This window comes from Burkholderia sp. D-99, from assembly GCF_011605345.1.
In the GTDB taxonomy this organism is placed as follows: domain Bacteria; phylum Pseudomonadota; class Gammaproteobacteria; order Burkholderiales; family Burkholderiaceae; genus Burkholderia.
The window spans coordinates 452594-473198 of the sequence record NZ_JAAOXM010000003.1 but is presented as its reverse complement, the minus strand read 5'-3'; the positions used below and the strand labels follow the sequence as shown (position 1 = coordinate 473198).

General features: G+C 64.6%; 18 protein-coding genes. 1 reads left to right on the top strand and 17 read right to left on the bottom strand.

Going from position 1 to position 20605, the window contains the following annotated elements; genetic code table 11:
* Positions 1–6 precede the first annotated feature (6 nt).
* On the bottom strand, positions 7–930 hold the full coding sequence (locus tag HAV18_RS16210; RefSeq protein ID WP_166957512.1) for a histone deacetylase family protein: 924 nt from the start codon (positions 928–930) through the stop codon (positions 7–9).
* Between the two features lie 43 nt (positions 931–973).
* Between HAV18_RS16210 and mltB the strand changes: the two genes are divergently transcribed.
* Entirely contained in the window at positions 974–2317 is a 1344-nt protein-coding gene (gene mltB / locus HAV18_RS16205) for a lytic murein transglycosylase B (protein ID WP_166957510.1), read from the top strand.
* Between the two features lie 81 nt (positions 2318–2398).
* Here mltB and cysM read toward each other — a convergent pair whose 3' ends face one another.
* The 16 genes from cysM to gyrA all read right to left on the bottom strand — a co-directional run bounded on the left by cysM (position 2399) and on the right by gyrA (position 20141).
* The gene (cysM, locus tag HAV18_RS16200; protein WP_166957507.1) at positions 2399–3301 is read right to left on the bottom strand and encodes a cysteine synthase CysM; all 903 of its coding nucleotides are present in this window, start codon (positions 3299–3301) and stop codon (positions 2399–2401) included.
* Between the two features lie 212 nt (positions 3302–3513).
* On the bottom strand, positions 3514–3858 hold the full coding sequence (locus HAV18_RS16195) for a helix-hairpin-helix domain-containing protein (protein WP_166957505.1): 345 nt from the start codon (positions 3856–3858) through the stop codon (positions 3514–3516).
* A gap of 73 nt (positions 3859–3931) precedes the next feature.
* The gene (gene rfaD / locus HAV18_RS16190) at positions 3932–4924 is read right to left on the bottom strand and encodes an ADP-glyceromanno-heptose 6-epimerase (RefSeq protein ID WP_166957503.1); all 993 of its coding nucleotides are present in this window, start codon (positions 4922–4924) and stop codon (positions 3932–3934) included.
* Positions 4925–4987: 63 nt separating this feature from the next.
* The gene (rfaE1, locus tag HAV18_RS16185) at positions 4988–5938 is read right to left on the bottom strand and encodes a D-glycero-beta-D-manno-heptose-7-phosphate kinase (protein WP_166957501.1); all 951 of its coding nucleotides are present in this window, start codon (positions 5936–5938) and stop codon (positions 4988–4990) included.
* A 7-nt stretch (positions 5939–5945) separates the two neighbouring features.
* Positions 5946–7346 (bottom strand): UDP-glucose/GDP-mannose dehydrogenase family protein, encoded by a 1401-nt coding sequence (locus HAV18_RS16180; protein ID WP_166957499.1) that lies wholly within the window; start codon positions 7344–7346, stop codon positions 5946–5948.
* 90 nt (positions 7347–7436) lie between these two features.
* Positions 7437–8609 carry a lipopolysaccharide assembly protein LapB gene (gene lapB, locus HAV18_RS16175; RefSeq protein ID WP_166957497.1) on the bottom strand — a complete coding sequence of 391 codons (1173 nt, stop codon included), beginning with the start codon at positions 8607–8609 and terminating at the stop codon, positions 7437–7439.
* Positions 8610–8662: 53 nt separating this feature from the next.
* Positions 8663–8956 (bottom strand): lipopolysaccharide assembly protein LapA domain-containing protein, encoded by a 294-nt coding sequence (locus tag HAV18_RS16170; RefSeq protein WP_021157458.1) that lies wholly within the window; start codon positions 8954–8956, stop codon positions 8663–8665.
* A gap of 210 nt (positions 8957–9166) precedes the next feature.
* Positions 9167–9490 (bottom strand): integration host factor subunit beta, encoded by a 324-nt coding sequence (locus HAV18_RS16165; protein WP_006486894.1) that lies wholly within the window; start codon positions 9488–9490, stop codon positions 9167–9169.
* Between the two features lie 22 nt (positions 9491–9512).
* Positions 9513–11225 (bottom strand): 30S ribosomal protein S1, encoded by a 1713-nt coding sequence (rpsA, locus tag HAV18_RS16160; protein WP_166957495.1) that lies wholly within the window; start codon positions 11223–11225, stop codon positions 9513–9515.
* A 142-nt stretch (positions 11226–11367) separates the two neighbouring features.
* Positions 11368–12054 carry a (d)CMP kinase gene (gene cmk, locus HAV18_RS16155; RefSeq protein WP_166957493.1) on the bottom strand — a complete coding sequence of 229 codons (687 nt, stop codon included), beginning with the start codon at positions 12052–12054 and terminating at the stop codon, positions 11368–11370.
* Between the two features lie 13 nt (positions 12055–12067).
* Positions 12068–13372 carry a 3-phosphoshikimate 1-carboxyvinyltransferase gene (aroA, locus tag HAV18_RS16150; RefSeq protein WP_166957491.1) on the bottom strand — a complete coding sequence of 435 codons (1305 nt, stop codon included), beginning with the start codon at positions 13370–13372 and terminating at the stop codon, positions 12068–12070.
* A gap of 13 nt (positions 13373–13385) precedes the next feature.
* Positions 13386–14312, bottom strand: a complete 927-nt coding sequence (locus tag HAV18_RS16145) for a prephenate dehydrogenase/arogenate dehydrogenase family protein (RefSeq protein ID WP_166957489.1) — start codon at positions 14310–14312, stop codon at positions 13386–13388.
* 186 nt (positions 14313–14498) lie between these two features.
* The gene (pheA, locus tag HAV18_RS16140; RefSeq protein ID WP_166957487.1) at positions 14499–15581 is read right to left on the bottom strand and encodes a prephenate dehydratase; all 1083 of its coding nucleotides are present in this window, start codon (positions 15579–15581) and stop codon (positions 14499–14501) included.
* A gap of 33 nt (positions 15582–15614) precedes the next feature.
* Positions 15615–16697 carry a 3-phosphoserine/phosphohydroxythreonine transaminase gene (gene serC, locus HAV18_RS16135; protein ID WP_166957485.1) on the bottom strand — a complete coding sequence of 361 codons (1083 nt, stop codon included), beginning with the start codon at positions 16695–16697 and terminating at the stop codon, positions 15615–15617.
* A 157-nt stretch (positions 16698–16854) separates the two neighbouring features.
* Positions 16855–17454 (bottom strand): DUF2059 domain-containing protein, encoded by a 600-nt coding sequence (locus HAV18_RS16130; RefSeq protein ID WP_021157463.1) that lies wholly within the window; start codon positions 17452–17454, stop codon positions 16855–16857.
* An 83-nt stretch (positions 17455–17537) separates the two neighbouring features.
* Positions 17538–20141: a DNA gyrase subunit A gene (gene gyrA, locus HAV18_RS16125; protein WP_166957483.1), complete on the bottom strand. Its 2604-nt coding sequence runs from the start codon at positions 20139–20141 to the stop codon at positions 17538–17540.
* Positions 20142–20605: the final 464 nt, after the last annotated feature.

Sequence of the window (20605 nt, the reverse complement as noted above, 5' to 3'; positions counted from 1 at the left end):
CAGGAATCAGATACCGGCCAGCACGCGCAGGTGCGCGACGACGCTGCGCCCGAGCGCGGACAGGTTGTAGCCGCCTTCGAGGCAGCTCACGATGCGGCCCTGCGCATGCCGGCGCGCCACCTCGACGATCTGCGCGGTCAGCCATTCGAAGTCGGCTTCGACGAGGCCGAGGTTGCCGATATCGTCCTCGCGATGCGCGTCGAAACCCGCCGACACGAACAGCATCTGCGGCTTGAACGCATCGAGGCGCGGCAGCCAGAACATGTCGACGGCTTCGCGGATCGCCATCCCGTTGCTGCGTGCGGGCATCGGCAGGTTGACCATGTTCGGTGCCTGGTGATCGACGCCCGAGAACGGGTACAGCGGATGTTGGAAGAAGCTGCACATCAGCACGCGCTCGTCGTTCGCGAACGCGGCCTCGGTGCCGTTGCCATGGTGCACGTCGAAATCGATGATCGCCACACGTTCCATGCCGTGTACGTCGAGCGCATGTCGCGCGGCGATCGCGACGTTGTTGAAGAAGCAGAAGCCCATCGCGCGCGCGGGCTCCGCATGGTGGCCGGGCGGACGCACGCCGCAGAACGCATTCGCATAGCGGCCTTCGATCACCGCGTCGGTCGCCGCGATCGCGGCGCCTGCCGCGCGCAGCGCCGCGCGCCACGTGTCGCGGTTCATCAGCGTATCGGGATCGATCTCGACGTAGCCGTCGACCGGCGTCATGCTGCGGATGTAGTCGATATGCGCCTGCGTATGCACTCGGCCCAGCGCGACCTCGCTCGCGAACGGCGCGGTTTCGTGCACGATCAGGTCGTCGATGCGGCTCGCAATCAATTGATCCTGAATCGCCGACAGGCGGGCCGGGCATTCCGGATGCCATTCCCCCATCTCGTGCAGCATACAGTCGGGGTGCGTATAGAAAGCGGTTGCCATAAGCTGTCATCGGCGGCGCACGGTGCGCCGCAGGTCTCCATCAATGATGTCCATCGTCTGCCGCGAATTCGCCGCTAACTTACCACAACGGGGGCCTGCCACGCCCCGGCGCGCCGGATCCGTCGGGTATACTGCGCCGAACCCAATCGCCCTGTCCGCCCGCTTCGACATGAATTCCAGCAAGCCTGCCGCCCCCCTCTCCGCGCTGTTCAGTGTTCGCGTGCCGCTCGTCGTCGCCGCTGTCGTCGCGGCCCTCGGCACTGTGCCTGCCGGCGCGCAGACGCAGCCGGCGAAGCCCGCCGGCAAGCTCGTCGCTCAGGCCCAGCCGCAGCAGCCGGCGCCGCAAGGCCAGACCTTCGAAGAGGAAATCGTTCCGCAGCGTTACGCGAACAACGCGAAGGTCGACGCGTTCATCGACGAGATGGCCAACCGCAACGGCTTCGACTCCGCGAGCCTGCATGCGCTGTTCTCGCGTATCAGCTATTCGGCGACAGCCGTCAAGCTCGTGAAGCCGGCCGCGTCGCCGACGGTCAAGAACTGGCGCGTCTATCGCTCGCGCTTCATCGAGCCGATCCGCATCAACGCGGGCGTGAAATTCTGGAAGGCGAACCAGGCGACGCTGCAACGTGCATCCGAGCAATTCGGCGTGCCGCCCGAGGTGATCGTCGGCATCATCGGCGTCGAGACGATCTACGGCCGCTACATGGGCAATTTCCGCGTGCTCGACGCGCTGACGACGCTCACGTTCGACTATCCGGACACGCCGAATCGAGACAGCCGCCAGGCGACGTTCCGCAAGAACCTCGAGGATTTCCTGGTCTGGACCCGCGACAACCAGCTCGACCCGACCACCGTGCTCGGCTCGTACACGGGCGCAATCGGGATCCCGCAGTTCCTGCCGAGCAGCATCCGCGAATATGCGGTCGACTTCGACGGCACGGGCCACGTCGACCTGCGCAGCAGTCCTGTCGATGCGATCGGCAGCGTCGCGAACTACCTGAAGCAGCACGGCTGGGAAACCGACCGACCGGTGGTCTGGCAGATCACGCCCGATACGGGCAGCCTGGGCATCGCACAGGCCGCCGCCGACGGTCAGCCGGAACCGCACTGGGCACTGTCGCAACTGCTGCGCGCGGGCATGACGCTGAACGAGCCGACGGTCAACATCACGACCGAAGCGGGCACGCCGGTGACCGTGGTCGACCTGCCGTCGCCGGGCCGCGCGACCGAATACATGCTCGGGCTCAAGAATTTCTACGTGCTGACGCGCTACAACCGCAGCTTCTTCTACGCGCTCACCGTGTACCAGCTCGGCGAAGCCGTGAAGGCGCAGATGGAAGCGAGCGGCGCACTTCAGCCGAGCGCCACCGAAACGCAGTCGCAGTAAGCACCGCCTGCCCAATGAAAAAGCGCCGCACAAGCGGCGCTTTTTTTTATCACACGCGCAGCTACGCGCGCCTGCCCGCGTTCAGGCAGGAAACACGCCCGTGGACAGGTAGCGGTCGCCTCGATCGCAGACGATGAACACGATCGTCGCATTCTCGACCTGACGCGCGATGCGCATCGCGACTTCGCATGCGCCGCCCGACGAAATGCCCGCGAAGATGCCTTCGACCGCCGCCAGCCGGCGCGTCATCGTTTCCGACGCAGCCTGACTCACGCTTTCGACACGGTCGACGCGGCTGCGATCGAAGATCGTCGGCATGTACGCTTCCGGCCACTTGCGGATGCCCGGAATGCGCGAACCGTCTTCCGGCTGCGCACCGATGATCTCGATCGCCGGATTCTGTTCCTTCAGATAGCGCGACGTGCCCATGATCGTGCCCGTCGTGCCCATGGCCGACACGAAGTGCGTGATGCGCCCTTCGGTATCGCGCCAGATTTCCGGGCCCGTCGCTTCGTAGTGCGCAATCGGATTGTCGGGGTTCGCGAACTGGTCGAGGATCACGCCCTTGCCTTCGCGCTGCATCTGGTCCGCGAGATCACGTGCCAGCTCCATCCCGCCCTTCACCGGCGTCAGGATGATTTCGGCGCCGTAGGCGGCCATGCTCTGGCGGCGCTCGACCGACAGGTCCTCCGGCATGATCAGCACCATTTTGTAGCCGCGGATCGCCGCTGCCATCGCGAGTGCGATACCCGTGTTGCCGCTCGTCGCCTCGATCAGCGTGTCACCCGGCTTGATGCGCCCGCGCGCCTCGGCCTTGCTGATCATCGACAGTGCCGGACGATCCTTCACGGAACCGGCCGGATTGTTGCCTTCAAGCTTCGCGAGCACCACGTTGTTGCGCGCGCGAATCTCGTCGTCCGGCAAGCGGACCAGTTGGACGAGCGGCGTATTGCCGATCGTGTCTTCGATAGTTTTGTAAGCCATGGATATACCGTGAGTACGAGGCCGATCAATCGATCGATTGTAAACCAGCACCGCTGCTCGCGCCGGCAACCCCATTGCGGCGATGGAATACGTATGCCGTGCAACGCGTGGCCCGCATACGCCGCGCCCACGCAAAAAACCCGCGGCATGCCGCGGGAAGCCGTCGCAACGACGGCGACTGAAGGAGCTCGTTGTCGGCCGCGCGCGACGCGTTACTTCTGCGCGGTGCGGGCAGGTGCAGCCGCAGGCTTGCCGGCAGCCGGCTTGCCCGCGGCCGGCAGCGCGGCCCCCGTGCCGGCCGCACCGACCGTCAAACCTTCCTGCTGAAGCCGCTCGACGGTATGGCCGCCCATGCCTTTCACGCGTGCTGCGAGATCTTCCGCATTCTTGAACGGACCGCGTGCGCCGCGTTCGTCGAGAATCGCCTTTGCCCGCGCCGGGCCAATGCCCTTGATGCCGACGAGCGCATCCTCGTTCGCGGTGTTGACGTCGACGGCCGCCCAGGCCGACGCGATCGTGCCGAGCATTGCCGCTGCGGCCAACCATTTCCTGATCATGTGCTGGATCTCCGATGAATACGGCCGGCGGCTGCCGACCGTGAGACCCAGTCTATCGATGCAACGCTTCCGCTTAAACCTGGCCGGATAGCCAACGCACGTAGCGGTCGACACCTTCCTGCACGGTCAGGAACGGCGCGTCGTAACCGGCCGCACGCAGCTTCGTCTGGTCGGCCTGCGTGAAGCACTGGTACTTGCCGCGCAACGCATCGGGAAACGGCACGTATTCGATCAGCCCTTGCTCGACCTGCTGCGCGAGCGTCAGCGGCGGCAGGTTGTCGAGCGAGCGCAGCGTATTCACGACCGTCGACGCGATATCGTTGAACGGCTGCGCACGGCCGGTACCGAGGTTGAAGATGCCCGACTTCTCCGGGTGATCGAAGAAGAACAGGTTCACCTTCGTCACGTCCTCGACCGACACGAAGTCACGCGTCTGCTCGCCCGGTGCATAGCCGTTGTACTCGCCGAACAGCTTCACCTTGCCTTCCGCGCGAAACTGGTTGAAGTTGTGGAACGCGACCGACGCCATGCGCCCCTTGTGCGTCTCGCGCTGTCCGTACACGTTGAAATAGCGAAAGCCGGCGATCTGGCTCTTCGCGGTCGGCAGCACGCGGCGGATCACCTGGTCGAACAGGAACTTCGAATAGCCGTAGACATTCAGCGGCGCCTCGACGTCACGCTCCTCGATGAAACGGGTCGAGCCGCCGTAGATCGCTGCCGACGACGCGTACAGGAACTGCGTGCCCTGCGCGAGGCAGGTGTCGAGCACCGCCCGGCTGTAGCGGAAGTTGTTGTCCATCATGTAGCGACCGTCGGTTTCCATCGTGTCCGAGCAGGCGCCTTCATGGAACACCGCGCGTACCTTGCCGAAATCGCCGCGCGCGAAACGTTCGACGAATTCCGTCTTGTCCAGATAGTCGTCGATCTCGCAGTCGACGAGATTCCGGAACTTGTCCGCGCGCGTCAGGTTGTCGACCGCGATGATGCGCGTCTCGCCGCGCTCGTTGAGCGCCTTGACGATGTTCGCGCCGATAAAACCGGCTGCGCCGGTGACGATGAGGGTCATGATCGTCCTGCCTGAAAAGTGCGAGCCATGCATGCGGCGCGCTCGTCGCGCCGCCGCATGCGCTCAGTGAAACAGTTCGTCGTAGTCCACCGTGGCCGTGCCGAGCTTGCCGACCACGATGCCTGCCGCGCGATTCGCGAGCACGACGGCGTCGACGAGCGGCACGCCTGCGCCGAGCATCGTCGCAACCGTCGCGATCACGGTATCGCCCGCGCCCGACACGTCGAACACCTCGCGCGCGAGCGCCGGTGCGTGCAGTTCGCCGGTGGCGGAAAACAGCGTCATGCCTTCTTCCGAACGCGTGAGCAGCAACGCGTCGATGTCGAGTTCCGCGCGCAGCTTCGCGACGCGCGCGCGCAGATCGTCTTCCGATTTCCACTGCCCGACCACTTCGCGCAATTCCGCGCGATTCGGCGTGATCAGCGACGCTCCGCGATAGCGTGCCCAGTCGTCGCCCTTCGGGTCGACGAGGACGAACTTGCCGGCCGCGCGCGCCTTCTCGATCATCGTCGTGACGTGCGTCAGGCCGCCTTTCGCGTAATCCGACATCAGCACGACGTCGTGCTGCGGCAACAGTGCATCGAAGCGCGCGAGCCCTGCGAGCAGCACCTCGTGCGTCGGCATTGCCTCGAAGTCGACGCGCAGCAGTTGCTGCTGGCGTGCGAGCACGCGCAGCTTGATCGTGGTCGGCAGCGCCGGGTCGCGCTCGAGATGCGGCGTCACGCCGCTGCTGCCGAGCAGTTCAACGATCCGCTCGCCGGGTTCGTCGCAACCGACGACACACAGCAACCCGGCCTGGCCGCCGAGCGTCACGGCGTTGCGCGCGACGTTGGCCGCACCGCCGAGCCGCTCTTCCTGGCGCTGTACGTGCACGACCGGCACGGGCGCCTCAGGCGAAATGCGATCGACGTTGCCGAACCAGTAGCGGTCGAGCATCACGTCGCCGACGACAAGCACGCGCGAGCGCGCGAGCTGCGCGCGCGGCACCGGAACGACCTCGCGGAGAGTATTCATCGTGTGGTCAGCCACGGGAGGACGACTGGGGATCGACATACGGCCGGCCGATCGCGTAGTAGTCGATGCCCAGTTCGGCCATCGCGTCCGGCTCGTACAGGTTGCGCCCGTCGAAGATCACCGGCGCCTTCAGCTCAGCCTTCAGGCGCGTAAAATCGGGGCTCCGGAATTCCTTCCACTCGGTCACGATCACGAGCGCGTCCGCGCCCGTCACGGCGACGTCCTGCGTCTCGACGAGATGCAGCCGCGCCAGCGCGTCCGGATCCGTGCCGAAATCGAGCGCAAACACGCGCCGTGCCTCGTCGACCGCGACCGGATCGTACGCACGCACGGTCGCACCGCGTTCGAGCAGCGCGGCGATCAGGCGGCGGCTCGGTGCCTCGCGCATGTCATCGGTGTTCGGCTTGAACGCGAGGCCCCAGACCGCGAACTCGCGGCCGGTGAGGTCGGCACCGAAGCGCTGCTCGATCTTGCCGATCAGCACGTCCTTCTGCGCATGGTTGGCCGCCTCGACGGCTTCCAGGATGCGCAACGGCTGGCCGTTCTCGCCGGCCGTGCGAATCAGCGCCTGGACGTCCTTCGGGAAGCACGAGCCGCCGTAGCCGACACCGGCGTACAGGAAGTGATAGCCGATGCGCGGATCGGAGCCGATCCCGCGGCGCACGGCCTCGATGTCGGCGCCGACCTTGTCGGCGAGATTCGACATCTCGTTCATGAACGAGATGCGCGTTGCGAGCATCGCGTTCGCCGCATATTTCGCGAATTCGGCCGAACGCACGTCCATGTAGATCGTGCGCTCGTGGTTGCGGTTGAACGGCGCGTAAAGCTTCTTCGTCTTCTCGCGCGCGATCGTGCCCGTCTCGTCGTCGTCGACGCCGATGATGATCCGGTCCGGACGCATGAAGTCCTCGACCGCGGCGCCTTCCTTCAGAAATTCCGGGTTCGATACGACCGAGAAACGATGCGCGACGCTGCCCGCCAGCCCGCGGGCGGCAAGCGCTTCGTCGACCACACCGCGCACGCGCTGTGCGGTGCCGACCGGCACCGTCGACTTGTCGACGATCACCTTGAAGCCCGTCATGTGGCGGCCAATGTTGCGCGCGGCTTCGAGCACGTACTGCAGGTCGGCCGAGCCGTCCTCGTCGGGCGGCGTGCCGACGGCGATGAACTGGATCTCGCCGTGCGCGACACTCGCCTCGATGTCGGTCGAGAAGCGCAGGCGCCCCGCCGCACGGTTGCGCGCAATGATGTCCAGCAGCCCGGGTTCGTGAATCGGCATCCCGCCGTTGTTCAGGATGTCGATCTTGCGCGGATCGACGTCGAGACAGAAGACGTCGTGACCGATCTCCGCCAGGCAGGCGCCCGTGACGAGACCGACATAGCCGGTGCCGATGATGGTGATTTTCATAGATGTTCCGGTACTTCCCGGTAATTGACTAACTTGGCCGCCGGGTCAGGCCCGGCGGCGACCGCAGCGCGTTGGCTCCGCGTGCCGGGATCAGCCCGGCATCGCAGGTTCGACGCGGCGCGGCGCATAGGTTTCCCAGCCGCTGCAGCCCGGGCACTGCCAGTAGAAATTGCGCGCCCGGAAACCGCAATTCTGGCACGTATACCGTGGCAGATTCTTCGTACGCTGCCTGATCAGCGCACGCATCATTTCAAGCTCCTTACGACGCGGTTCGTCGGCCGCCGCGATTTGCGCATCGAGCAGGTGCAGCATCCCCGACAGGTTCGGCGACTTCTCCATCTGCGTGCGCGCGAGCGTATGCGCCGCGTCCTGGCCGCGCAAGCCCGCGATGTGCTGGTATGCGATGTCGAGCAGGTCGTTCGACGGATAACGGTCGACATAGCCCATCAGCAGCTCGGCGCCTTCGGCGTTCTTGCCGAGCGCGACGTACGCCTTCATCAGCTTGTCGGCGACGAGCGGCAGATATGCCGGATTTTGCGCTTCGACACGCTTCCAGTGCTCGATCGCGGCCGCGTGGTTGCCCTCGGCCGCCGCCGCGTCGCCGGACAGAATCGTCGCGCGAACGTTCTGCGGGTTCACGGTCAGCGCGAGGCGCAACTGTTCGGCTGCCGCCGACGCGTTCTTGCGCTGCAGCGCATCCTGCGCAAGTTCGCAGTGAAACTGTGCGATTTCGACGCCGAGCGGTTTGTCGCTCATCGACTCGATGCGCTTCGCCGTATCGATCGACTTGTTCCAGTCCTTCTCGATCTCGTAGATCGTCAGCAGCGCCCGTTGTGCACCGAGCGCGTAATCGCCGTCGGCGAGTTTGTGGAACGCCTCCTCGGCACGATCGAGCAGGCCGGCCTTCAGGAAATCCTGGCCAAGCTCGTAAAGCGCGTGGTCGCGCTCGTTGACCGGCAGGTCCGTGCGGCTCAGCAAGTTCTGGTGCACACGGATCGCGCGATCTGTTTCGCCGCGGCGGCGAAACAGGTTGCCGAGCGCGAAGTGCAGTTCGACCGTCTCGGGATCGAGCTTGGCGACCTCGATGAACGCGTCGATCGCCTTGTCGGGTTGTTCGTTCAGCAGAAAATTCAGGCCGCGAAAATACGATCGCGGCAGGTTGGCGCTCTCCGACAGGAGATTCTTCAGGTCATAGCGTGACGCCGCCCAACCGAGCGCGAACGCGACCGGAATCGCGAGCAACCACCAGAAATCCAGATCCATGCGAAATATCGAAGCAGAGACGAAAACCGCGCGATTATCGCGCGGCGTCCGTGTTAAATAACGGGCGGCATCGGCGGCTGGTCGATGACGGCCGGCGTTTCGCGCGCCGCGCGCAGATCGCGCTTCAGGCGCCCGTTCTCGAGGCGCAGGCGGAAGATCGAAGGCAGCGCGGACAGCAAGCCAGCCAGCAGCCCCACGGCGAAGAACGCCAGGCCGATCAGGATCAGCGGCGCTTGCCATGAATAGCCGGCAACGAAATTCAGCGTCGCGGTTTGCGTATTGGCCAGCGCAAGCACCAGCAGCAGTACGAACACCAATACCCGGATCAGCCAGACGATAAACTTCATGAAGCCCTCTCTTTGTTGAGGTTTGCCGCGGCGCGCGACTCCCCTTCGTCGCACCGAATCGACCCGTATTGTAAAGGAAGCGTTTCCGCGGCTGCGCACATCCTGCACGCCCCCGTTGCGCCGCGATCGCCGGAAATGAAAAAAGCGCCCGCAAGGGGCGCTTTTCTTTTCAGCCTTCGCCGGATGGGTTCCGGGCAACCCGGATGACGCTCAACGCTCGTCGTCCGGATCGTCAGCCTTCAGCGGTTCACCGGCGCGGCCGTCGACGCGTTCCCGCAACTCCTTGCCAGGCTTGAAGTGCGGCACGAACTTCTCGGGCACCTGCACTTTCTCCCCTGACTTCGGGTTGCGTCCGACGCGCGCCGGGCGACGGTTGAGGCCAAAGCTGCCGAAACCCCGAATTTCGATACGATGCCCTTTCGCCAGGGCGTCGGACATCGCATCGAGCATCGTTTTCACCGCGAAATCCGCATCCTTGAGGACAAGTTGCGGAAATCGCGATGCCAGCTGCGCGACCAACTCGGATTTGGTCATACTTCAGCAGACCTCGTGAGGCTTACTGGTTCTGGCCGTCGAGCTTCGCCTTCAGCAGCGCGCCGAGGTTGGTCGTACCGGTCGCAGCCGAGCTGGTGTCCGACTGCAGGCCGCGGATCGCTTCCTGTTGTTCAGCCGAATCCTTCGCCTTGATCGACAGGTTGATGCCGCGCGACTTGCGATCGATGTTGATCACCATCGCGTTGACCTTGTCGCCTTCCTTCAGCACGTTGCGTGCATCTTCGACGCGATCCTGCGAGATTTCCGATGCGCGCAGGTAGCCTTCGATGTCGCCCGTCAGCGTAACGACCGCACCCTTCGCATCGACCGTCTTCACGACGCCGTCGACGATCGAGCCCTTGTCGTTCATTGCAACGTAGTTGCTGAACGGGTCGCCTTCGAGCTGCTTGATGCCGAGCGAAATACGTTCCTTCTCGACGTCGATACCGAGCACGATTGCTTCGACTTCGTCGCCCTTCTTGTACTTGCGAACGGCTTCTTCGCCGGTTTCGCTCCACGACAGGTCCGACAGGTGGACCAGGCCGTCGATGCCGCCCGGCAGACCGATGAACACGCCGAAGTCGGTGATCGACTTGATTGCGCCCGTGATCTTGTCGCCCTTCTTGAAGTTGCGGCTGAAGTCATCCCACGGATTCGGCTTGCACTGCTTCATGCCGAGGCTGATACGACGACGGTCTTCGTCGATCTCGAGGACCATGACTTCGACTTCGTCGCCCAGCTGGACAACCTTCGACGGCGCAACGTTCTTGTTGGTCCAGTCCATTTCCGACACGTGGACGAGGCCTTCGATGCCCGATTCCACTTCGACGAATGCGCCGTAGTCGGTGATGTTCGTGACCTTGCCGAACAGGCGCGTGCCCGACGGGTAACGGCGCGAGATGCCTTCCCACGGATCGTCGCCCAGTTGCTTGATGCCCAGCGAGACGCGGTTCTTCTCTTGGTCGAACTTGAGGATCTTCGCGGTGACTTCCTGGCCAACCGACAGGACTTCGCTCGGGTGACGCACACGACGCCATGCGATGTCGGTGATGTGCAGCAGGCCGTCGATGCCGCCGAGGTCGACGAATGCGCCGTAGTCGGTGATGTTCTTGACCACGCCGTTGACGATCGCGCCTTCCTTCAGCGTCTCGAGCAGCTTCGCGCGCTCTTCGCCTTGCGTTGCTTCGATCACTGCACGACGCGACAGCACGACGTTGTTACGCTTGCGATCGAGCTTGATCACGCGGAACTCGAGCGTCTTGCCTTCGTACGGGGTCGTGTCCTTGACCGGACGCGTGTCGACCAGCGAACCCGGCAGGAACGCGCGGATGCCGTTGACCATCACGGTCATGCCGCCCTTCACCTTGCCGGTGATCGTGCCGGTGACGAGTTCGTTGTTGTCGAGAGCCTTTTCCAGCGACAGCCACGATGCAAGGCGCTTCGCCTTGTCGCGCGACAGGATCGTGTCGCCGTAGCCGTTTTCGAGTGCGTCGATCGCGACGGACACGAAATCGCCCGACTGCACCTCAACCTCGCCCTGATCGTTCAGGAATTCCTCGATCGGAATGTAAGCCTCGGACTTCAGGCCTGCATTGACGACCACGAAGTTGTGGTCGACGCGCACGACTTCGGCGGAAATCACTTCGCCGGCGCGCATGTCTTGGCGGGTCAGCGACTCTTCGAACAGAGCCGCAAAAGATTCAGTATTCGGGGTAGAGGTTTGCAGGTCGGACATAAAAATCTGATTGTGCATGGATCGCTGTGCCACGCCGGCCGGAATGGCAGGCTGAAAGGGCCAGATCGACGACCACACGGGGTTAAGGGTTCGAAACACGCTCCGCGCTTACTACGCGGAACACCTACTGCTGCCCGCCTTCTCAGGCGGGCTGGCCAAGCGCCCGGTACCACTGCAGCACTTGATCGACGGCTTCATCGACCGAAAGCGCCGACGTATCGAGCAGCTCGGCATCTGCCGCAGGCTTCAGCGGCGCGGCTGCGCGATTGCTGTCGCGCGCGTCACGTTCACGAAGATCCCGGAGCAAGTCATCTATATTAGCAGAAAAACCTTTTTGCATCAATTGCTTATGCCGTCTGGTCGCGCGCGCCTCGGCGCTGGCCGTCAGGAACACCTTCAACACGGCGTCCGGGAAGATCACGGTGCCCATGTCGCGCCCGTCTGCAACGAGGCCCGGCGTCTTGCGGAACGCGCGCTGGCGCGCGACGAGTGCGGTGCGCACCGGCCCATGCACGGCAATCGCCGATGCACGGTTGCCGACCGCTTCGGCACGGATGTCGTTCGACACATCGACGCCGTCGAGCTGCGCGCAGCCTTCGCGGAACGTGATGTGGAGATCGTCGATCAGCTTCACCAGCGCGTCGATGTCCTCTGCCGCGATGCCGTAGCGCACACTCGCGAGCGCGGCGAGGCGGTACAGCGCGCCGCTGTCGAGCAGGTGGAAACCAAGATGCGCGGCGACGAGCGCGGCGACGGTGCCCTTGCCGGAAGCAGTCGGGCCGTCGATCGTGATGACGGGAGTCGGGTGAAAGGGTCGGGTCGATTTCATCGGAACAGTCGGGTCAGGCTTTGGCGAGCGCGGCGAAGCGGTCGAAATAGTCGGGGAACGTCTTGCCGACGCACTTCGGATCGTTGATCCGCACGGGCACGCCGCCCAGGCTGACGAGCGAGAAGCACATCGCCATCCGGTGATCGTCGTACGTGTCGATCGCCGCGTTCGGCGTGAGCCTTTCCGGCGGCGTGACGACGAGATAGTCAGGGCCTTCCTCGACGATCGCGCCAACCTTGCGCAGCTCGGTCGCCATCGCGGCGATGCGGTCGGTCTCCTTCACGCGCCAGCTCGCGATGTTGCGCAGCGTGCTCGTGCCGTTCGCGAACAGTGCCGCGACCGCGATGGTCATCGCCGCATCGGGGATCAGGTTGAAATCCATGTCGATCGGCTCGAGCTTGCCATGGTCGTGGCCGATGCCCCGCACGTCGATCCAGTCGTCGCCCATCGTCACGTTCGCGCCCATCTGCATCAGCGCATTCGCGAAACCGACGTCGCCCTGGATGCTCGCGCGCCCCACGCCTTCGACGCGCAGCGGACCGCCGCCAAGCGCGCCGGCCGCGAGGAAATACGACGCGGACGACGCATCGCCCTCGACCATGATCCGCCCCGGCGAGCGGTAGCGGACCCCGGCCGGCACGACGAAACGCTGCCAGCCGTCACGCTCGATGACCACGCCGAAGCGCTCCATCAGCCGGATCGTGATGTCGATGTACGGCTTCGAGATCAGTTCGCCGTCGACCTCGACGACGGTCCTGCCGTCCTTCGCCTTCACGAGCGGCAGCGTCATCAAGAGCGCCGTGAGGAACTGGCTCGATACGTCGCCGCGCACGCGGATCGGCGCATCGACCGAGATCGTCGCGGGCTTGATCCGCAGCGGCGGGTAGCCTTCGTTCAGTTCATAGTCGATCTGCGCGCCGATCTGCCGCAGGCCGTCGACGAGATCGCCGATCGGCCGCTCGTGCATGCGCGGCACGCCGTGCACGCGATAGCCGCCGCCGTTCACCGCGAGCGCGGCAGTCAGCGGCCGCACGGCCGTGCCCGCGTTGCCGAGAAACAGGTCGGCCGTCTTCGCGGTGAATGCGCCGCGCGTGCCCGTGACGACACAGGTATCACCGTCACGCGCGAGCTTCACGCCGAGCTTGCCGAGCGCGTCGAGCATCACGCGCGTGTCGTCGGAGTCGAGCAAATTGGTGATCGTCGTTTCGCCTTCGGCAAGCGCCGCGAGCAGCAGCACGCGGTTCGAAATGCTCTTCGAGCCGGGCAGGCGCACGGTGCCCGATGCGCTGGAGTACGGGCCGAGATCGAGATAGTCCATGGGAATCGTCCTGTTATTTCTTGACCGGTTCGGCAGCGGGCGCGCCGCCGCGCTCCTGCCATGCCTTGCGCGCGGCGCGCGAACGCGTGAACACGGCTTCGAGCGCCGCGCCGTCGCCGGCATCGATCGCCGCGCGCAGCCGCGTGAGCACGCGCGTATAGGCATCGAGTTCGTCGAGCAGCGCCGCGCGGTTCGCGACGCATACGTCGCGCCACATCTCCGGGCTCGACGCCGCGATGCGCGTGAAATCACGGAAGCCGCCCGCCGCGTACGAGAATTTGAGTTCCGCGTCGGCCTCGCCCAGGATCTGCTCGACGAGCGCGAACGACAGCACGTGCGGCAGATGGCTGATCGAAGCAAACACGCGATCGTGCTGCTCCGTGCTCATCGTGCGCACGTCGGCGCCGGTCGCGCGCCACATCGCGTCGATCCGCACGACGGATTCAGGTGCGTTCTCCGGCAGCGGGCACAGCACGACGTTGCGGCCGACGTACAGATCCGGCAACGCGGCCTCGACGCCGCTCGACTCGCGACCGGCAATCGGATGCCCCGGCACGAACTGCGCGATGCGCGCGCCGAGCGCTTCGTGCGCGGCCGCGACGACATCGGACTTGGTGCTGCCGGCATCGGTGACGATCGTCGCCTCTTCAAGCCACGGCGCGATGCGCGCGAGCAACGGGCCCGTCTGCGCGACGGGTGCCGCCAGCAGCACGAGATCGGCGCCGGCCAGCGCGTCGCGCAATTGTGCGTCATCGTCGAGCGCCGCCGCGCGGTCGATCACGCCGAGCGCGAGCGCGCGCTCGACCGACGCACGCGAACGGCCCACGCCGACGACCTCGCCCGCGCCGCCCGGCGCGCGCTCGCGCAGCGCGCGGGCCAGCGATCCGCCGATCAGGCCGACGCCGAAGATGACCAGTTTGTTGAATGCAAAGCCTGACACGACAAGAGCCAAGTTACGCGCGCGGGACGACAGCCCGCACGCGGAATTCCAGATTCCGGGCAACGGGCCCGCATCCGGCACAACCTGTGCCGGATGCCGCCCGAACCCGCCTTCGGCAGCGCCGACCGGCCTGCCCTGCCCGCCTGGCCGCAACGCCTGCTCGAACAGGCGCCGGGCCGCCGCGCATCAGCGCGCGCGCGGATACGAACCGAGTATCTTCAGGAACGCAGCCTTCTGGCCGAGTTCCGCGAGCGCGGCCGCAACCGCCGCATCGTCCCGGTGCCCTTCGATGTCGATGTAGAAGTAATACTCCCACGTACCGACACGCGCCGGGCGCGACTCGAAGCGCGTCATCGACACGCCGTGCCGCGCGAGCGGCTCGAGCAGCTTGAACACGGCGCCCGGCTCGTTCTTCACCGACACGATCAGCGACGTCTGGTCGTGACCGCTTTGCCCGGCCGGCTGCTTGCCGACGATGACGAAGCGCGTGCGGTTGTGCGGATCGTCCTGGATCAGCGAGAACGCGATCTGCAATCCGTAGTGCGCGGCCGCACGGTCGCCCGCGATCGCCGCAACGGTCGGATCGGCCGCCGCGAGACGCGCGGCCTCCGCGTTGCTTGCCACGGCCTGCCGTTCGAGCTGCGGCGCATTCGCCGCGAGCCACTGCTGGCATTGTGCAAGCGCCTGAGCATGCGCGCAGACGCGCTTCACGCCGTCAAGCGTGCCGCTCTGCGTGAGCAGATTGTGATGGATCGGCAGCGCGAGCTCACCGCTGATCAGCAGTTGCGTCTGCAGCAGCAGGTCGAGCGTGCGCGACACGGCGCCTTCGGTCGAATTCTCGACCGGCGCGATGCCGAATGCGGACGCGCCGGCCTCGACCGAACGGAACACCTCGTCGATCGACGGGCATGGCAGCCCTTCGATCGACTGGCCGAAATACTCGAGCATCGCCTGTTCGCTGTACGTGCCGACCGGCCCGAGAAACGCGACGTGGATCGTCTGCTCGAGCGCACGGCTCGCAGCCATGATCTCGCGCCAGATGGCGCTGATGTGCTCGCTCGCGAGCGGCCCCGCGCTCATGTCCTGCAGCCGCGCGATCACCTGCAGCTCGCGCTCGGGCCGGAACACCGGCGCGTTAAAATGCTTCTTGACCTCGCCCACCTCCAGCGCCACCGCGGCGCGCTGGTTCAGGAGCGCGATCAGTTGCGCGTCGATCGCGTCGATGCGATCGCGCAACGGTTTCAGGCGGGAATTCAGTTCGTCGTCCATGCGTTTTGCCGTGCTGTTTGAACAGCGCCGCCGTCAGGCGCCGCGCTGCTCGAAGTCCTTCATGTACTCGACGAGCGCTTTCACGCCCTCGAGCGGCACCGCGTTGTAGATCGACGCCCGCATGCCGCCGACGGACTTGTGGCCCTTCAGCTGCAGCAGCCCGCGCGCCTTTGCGCCGGCAAGGAAGTCTTCGTTGCGCGTTTCGTCGGCCAGGAAAAACGGCACGTTCATCCGCGAACGTGCTGCCGGCTCGACCTTGTTCAGATAGAAACTGCTCGCATCGATCGTGTCGTAGAGCAGCTTCGCCTTTTCGATATTGCGGGCCTCGATCGCTTCGAGACCGCCCTGCCGCTTCAGCCACTGGAATACCAGCCCCGCGATGTAGATCGCGTAGGTGGGCGGCGTGTTGTACAGCGAGTTGTTCGCGGCGATGGTCTTCCATTCGAACGCGGACGGGCAGATCGACAGCGCACGGTCGAGCAGATCCTCGCGCACGATCACGAGCGTCACGCCGGCCATTCCGATGTTCTTCTGCGCGCCGCCGAACAGCACACCGTACTTCGCGACGTCCATCGGACGCGACAGGATGTGCGACGAGACATCCGCGACCAGCGGCACGTTACCGAGATCGGGAATCTCGAACGTCTCGACGCCGTCGATCGTCTCGTTGGTGCACAGATGCACGTAGGCCGGATCGTCCGACAGTTGCCACTCGGCGCGCGCGGGTGCACGCGTGAAGCCGTCTTCCGTCTTGCCGGTTGCGGCGAGATGCGGCGTACCGTATTTCTTCGCTTCGCTGAACGATTTCTGCGACCACGAGCCCGTCACGACGAAGTCGGCCGTCTTGCGCGACCCGAGCAGGTTCATCGGAACGATCGCGTTTTCCGCGATACCGCCGCCCTGCAGGAACAGGATCCGGTGACTGGCCGGCACGCCAAGCAGGTCGCGCAGGTCGGTTAGCGCGGCCTCGTGGATCGACATGAATTCCTTGCCGCGATGGCTCATCTCCATCACGCTCATGCCGCTGCCGTGCCAGTCGAGCATTTCGTCGGCGGCCTGCCGCAGCACTTCCTCGGGCATCGCCGCGGGGCCGGCGGAGAAATTAAACACGCGCATCGTGAAAACCTCGGGAGGGACGCGACCGGCTTGCCGCCGGCAGAACGCGCCAGAAAGGAAAAAAGGCCGCTTGCGCTCACGCGCAAACGGCCATTATCGCACTGTCGTCAGGCTCCCGCCAAACCCGGCCGAACGGCCGGGGGCGTGCCTGACCGGCTTACTTGCCCGGCTTGACTGCTGCGACTTCCTTGTCAGCCTGCGTGCGCGTTGCCTGGATCGCTTGCGGCATGTACTTCTGCATCAGGCCGTTGACCACATCGCGACCGACCTGATCCTGAACCTGGATGAACTTGCGGCCCGTCGGGCTCTTGTAGAACGTCGTCAGATCCTTGATCTCCGACGTGCTGTAGTACTTCGCGTAGGCGTCGTACTGAGCCGACATCGCGTCGTTCTGGAATTGCTGCGTGCCGAACACCTTGCCCGCGCCGTCGACCAGCTTCGGCACCGCGTTCTTCTGCAGCGTCGGAACGGCAGCTTGCTTCTGCTTGTCGTTCAGCGTCTTGTTTTCCGACAGCGCGTCCGACAGGATCGCCGGCACGAGTTGCTTGGCCTGCATTTCGGCGCTGTTGCCGATAGCCGACACGAGCTTCGGCGCGTCGATCGCGTCGAGCAGATCCTTGATCGCAGCCTTCTTGTCGGCGTCGATCGGCGCAGCTGCCGCGGCAGGCGCCGGTGCGGAATTCGACAGCGCTTGCGCCATCGCGAACGTCGGCACCAGTGCAGCCAGCAGGACCAGTTGCTTGAATTGCTTTTGCATCATCACTCCCTTTTGGAAATATGAATGGTTGCTCGCCGGCCGCGGCGCTTCGCGCCCGCGGCGGCTAGAGTCTCATCCGTTCTTCAGGCTTCGCCGTCCGACGCCTCGTCGGCCTCGCCTTCGCCCTCTTCGGCCTCCGCGACCTGCTGCAGACCGGAGAGCTTGGTACCCTCATCGAGACTGATGAGTGTAACACCTTGCGTGGCACGCCCCATCTCGCGAATCTCGGATACACGGGTGCGAATCAACACGCCGGCCGTCGTGATCAGCATGATCTGATCTTCGGCGTCGACGAGCGTTGCAGCCACGACCTTGCCGTTGCGCTCGGACGTCTGGATCGCGATCATACCCTTCGTGCCGCGGCCGTGACGCGTGTACTCGGTGATCGGCGTGCGCTTGCCGTAGCCGTTCTCGGTCGCGGTGAGCACCGTCTGCTCCTCGCTGCCGGCGACCAGCAGCGCGATGACCTGCTGCCCGTCCTCGAGCTGCATGCCGCGCACGCCTCGCGCCTCGCGCCCCATCGGACGCACGTCGTTCTCGTCGAACCGCACGGCCTTGCCGGAATCGGAGAACAGCATCACGTCGTGTGCGCCGTCGGTGATCGATGCGCCGATCAGGTAGTCGCCCTCATCAAGGCCGACCGCGATGATGCCCTTCTTCATCGGACGGCTGAATGCCTCGAGCGGGGTCTTCTTCACGGTGCCGAGCGACGTCGCCATGAAGACGAACTTGTCGGCCGAGAATTCCTTGACCGGCAGCACGACGTTGATCTTCTCGCCATCCTGCAGCGGGAACATATTGACGATCGGACGGCCGCGCGAGTTGCGCGAACCCTGCGGCACTTCATAGACCTTGACCCAGTACACGCGGCCGCGGTTCGAGAAGCACAGGATGTAATCGTGCGTGTTCGCGATGAACAGCGTCTCGATCCAGTCGTCTTCCTTCATCTGCGTCGCCTGCTTGCCGCGACCGCCGCGCTTCTGCGCACGGTACTCGGACAGCGGCTGCGACTTCACGTAGCCCGCATGCGACATCGTGACGACCATGTCCTGCGGCGTGATCAGATCTTCGGTGTTCAGCTCGGTCGCGTTCAGCTCGATCTTCGAGCGGCGCGCGTCGCCGAACTCGGCCTTCACCGAGGTCAGCTCCTCGCCGATCATCGTCGTGATCCGCTCGGGGCGTGCGAGGATGTCCAGCAAGTCGGCGATCTGAGCCATCACTTCGCGGTACTCGCCGATGATCTTGTCCTGCTCGAGGCCGGTCAGGCGCTGCAGACGCATCTGCAGGATTTCCTGGGCCTGCGTGTCGGACAGGCGGTACAGCCCGTCGACCTGCATGCCGAACGCCGGGTTCAGGCCTTCCGGGCGGTACGCGGAACGGCCGCCGGCCGCCGCGTTCTCGCTTTCGGCGCGCGTCAGCATCTCGCGCACGAGCGACGAATCCCACGGCTTCGCCATCAACTCCGCTTTCGCGATCGGCGGCGTCGGCGCTGCCTTGATGATCGCGATGAAATCGTCGATGTTGGCAAGCGCGACCGCGAGACCTTCGAGCACATGGCCGCGTTCGCGGGCCTTGCGCAGTTCGTAGATCGTGCGGCGCGTCAGCACTTCGCGTCGATGCGACAGGAAGCACTGCAGGATTTCCTTCAGGTTCAGCAGCTTCGGCTGGCCGTCGACGAGCGCGACCATGTTCATGCCGAACGTGTCTTGCAGCTGCGTGGCCTTGTACAGGTTGTTCAGCACCACTTCCGGCACTTCACCGCGCTTGAGTTCGATCACGACACGCATGCCGCTCTTGTCGGACTCATCGCGGATGTCGGAGATGCCTTCGAGCTTCTTTTCGTTGACGAGCTCGGCGATCCGCTCGAGCAGCGAGCGCTTGTTCACCTGGTACGGCAACTCGTCGACGATGATCGCCATCCGCTGGCCGCGATCGATCTCCTCGAAGTGCGTGGCCGCGCGCATCACGACGCGACCGCGCCCGGTGCGGTAGCCGTCGCGCACGCCGGCGACGCCGTAGATGATGCCGGCCGTCGGGAAATCCGGCGCCGGGATGATCTCGATCAGCTCGTCGATCGTCGCTTCCGGGTTACCCAGCAGGTGCTGGCACGCGTCGACGACTTCGTTCAGGTTGTGCGGCGGGATGTTGGTCGCCATGCCGACCGCAATGCCCGACGAGCCGTTGATCAGCAGGTTCGGGATGCGCGACGGCAGGACCGACGGCTGCGTTTCGTTACCGTCGTAGTTCGGCTCGAAATCGACCGTTTCCTTGTCGATGTCGGCGAGCAGCTCGTGACCGATCTTCGCCATGCGAATTTCGGTGTAACGCATCGCCGCGGCATTGTCGCCGTCGATCGAGCCGAAGTTGCCCTGTCCGTCGATCAGCATGTAGCGCAGCGAGAAGTCCTGCGCCATCCGCACGATCGTGTCGTAGACCGCAGTGTCGCCGTGAGGGTGGTACTTACCGATCACGTCACCGACGATACGCGCCGACTTCTTGTACGCGCGGTTCCAGTCGTTGTTCAGTTCGTGCATCGCGAACAACACGCGCCGGTGCACGGGCTTCAGGCCATCGCGGACATCCGGGAGGGCACGTCCGACGATCACGCTCATCGCGTAATCGAGATACGAACGGCGCATTTCCTCCTCTAGGGAGGTGGGCAGGGTCTCTTTGGCGAATTGATCCATGTATCCGTATCGTTTCGGAGCGAAGACGGCGAACGCCTTTCGCGTGGGCGCTGCATGCGCAACGCAACGCGAGATTCTAACATGCGGCCAACAGCCGCCAATTCGCCTCCCCCTCTATATATAAATAGCGAAAATCGCAGCGGCAGCGAACCGGCCGGAATTGCATGCCGCAATTGCACTTGACTCGGCACCGCAGGCGATTGCGTCGCACTTGTTTTCCGCGCACGAGTAAACAAATGCCTCCACCGGCGCAATTTCGCCGACACACTCTTGACAATCTCTGAAAGTTACGGCAGGTCGGTGTTGCGCATGCACCACAAACGTTGAGGCGATCTTAGGGTGGGGAGGATTTTTTTTCGTAGGAAGGGAACGATATGGCAAAATGCCAACGCACTGAAGGTTAGACGCTGCTCGAAGTCTAAAGTCTACACAGAGCGGTGCCGCGTTTTTTGTACCGCACCAAT

Bases quoted from the DNA above. Each gene is read 5' to 3' on its own strand.
- HAV18_RS16210 (WP_166957512.1), bottom strand. From the start codon at position 930: ATGGCAACCGCTTTCTATACGCACCCCGACTGTATGCTGCACGAGATG.
- mltB (WP_166957510.1), top strand. From the start codon at position 974: ATGATGTCCATCGTCTGCCGCGAATTCGCCGCTAACTTACCACAACGG.
- cysM (WP_166957507.1), bottom strand. From the start codon at position 3,301: ATGGCTTACAAAACTATCGAAGACACGATCGGCAATACGCCGCTCGTC.
- HAV18_RS16195 (WP_166957505.1), bottom strand. From the start codon at position 3,858: ATGATCAGGAAATGGTTGGCCGCAGCGGCAATGCTCGGCACGATCGCG.
- rfaD (WP_166957503.1), bottom strand. From the start codon at position 4,924: ATGACCCTCATCGTCACCGGCGCAGCCGGTTTTATCGGCGCGAACATC.
- rfaE1 (WP_166957501.1), bottom strand. From the start codon at position 5,938: ATGAATACTCTCCGCGAGGTCGTTCCGGTGCCGCGCGCGCAGCTCGCG.
- HAV18_RS16180 (WP_166957499.1), bottom strand. From the start codon at position 7,346: ATGAAAATCACCATCATCGGCACCGGCTATGTCGGTCTCGTCACGGGC.
- lapB (WP_166957497.1), bottom strand. From the start codon at position 8,609: ATGGATCTGGATTTCTGGTGGTTGCTCGCGATTCCGGTCGCGTTCGCG.
- HAV18_RS16170 (WP_021157458.1), bottom strand. From the start codon at position 8,956: ATGAAGTTTATCGTCTGGCTGATCCGGGTATTGGTGTTCGTACTGCTG.
- HAV18_RS16165 (WP_006486894.1), bottom strand. From the start codon at position 9,490: ATGACCAAATCCGAGTTGGTCGCGCAGCTGGCATCGCGATTTCCGCAA.
- rpsA (WP_166957495.1), bottom strand. From the start codon at position 11,225: ATGTCCGACCTGCAAACCTCTACCCCGAATACTGAATCTTTTGCGGCT.
- cmk (WP_166957493.1), bottom strand. From the start codon at position 12,054: ATGAAATCGACCCGACCCTTTCACCCGACTCCCGTCATCACGATCGAC.
- aroA (WP_166957491.1), bottom strand. From the start codon at position 13,372: ATGGACTATCTCGATCTCGGCCCGTACTCCAGCGCATCGGGCACCGTG.
- pheA (WP_166957487.1), bottom strand. From the start codon at position 15,581: ATGGACGACGAACTGAATTCCCGCCTGAAACCGTTGCGCGATCGCATC.
- serC (WP_166957485.1), bottom strand. From the start codon at position 16,697: ATGCGCGTGTTTAATTTCTCCGCCGGCCCCGCGGCGATGCCCGAGGAA.
- HAV18_RS16130 (WP_021157463.1), bottom strand. From the start codon at position 17,454: ATGCAAAAGCAATTCAAGCAACTGGTCCTGCTGGCTGCACTGGTGCCG.
- gyrA (WP_166957483.1), bottom strand. From the start codon at position 20,141: ATGGATCAATTCGCCAAAGAGACCCTGCCCACCTCCCTAGAGGAGGAA.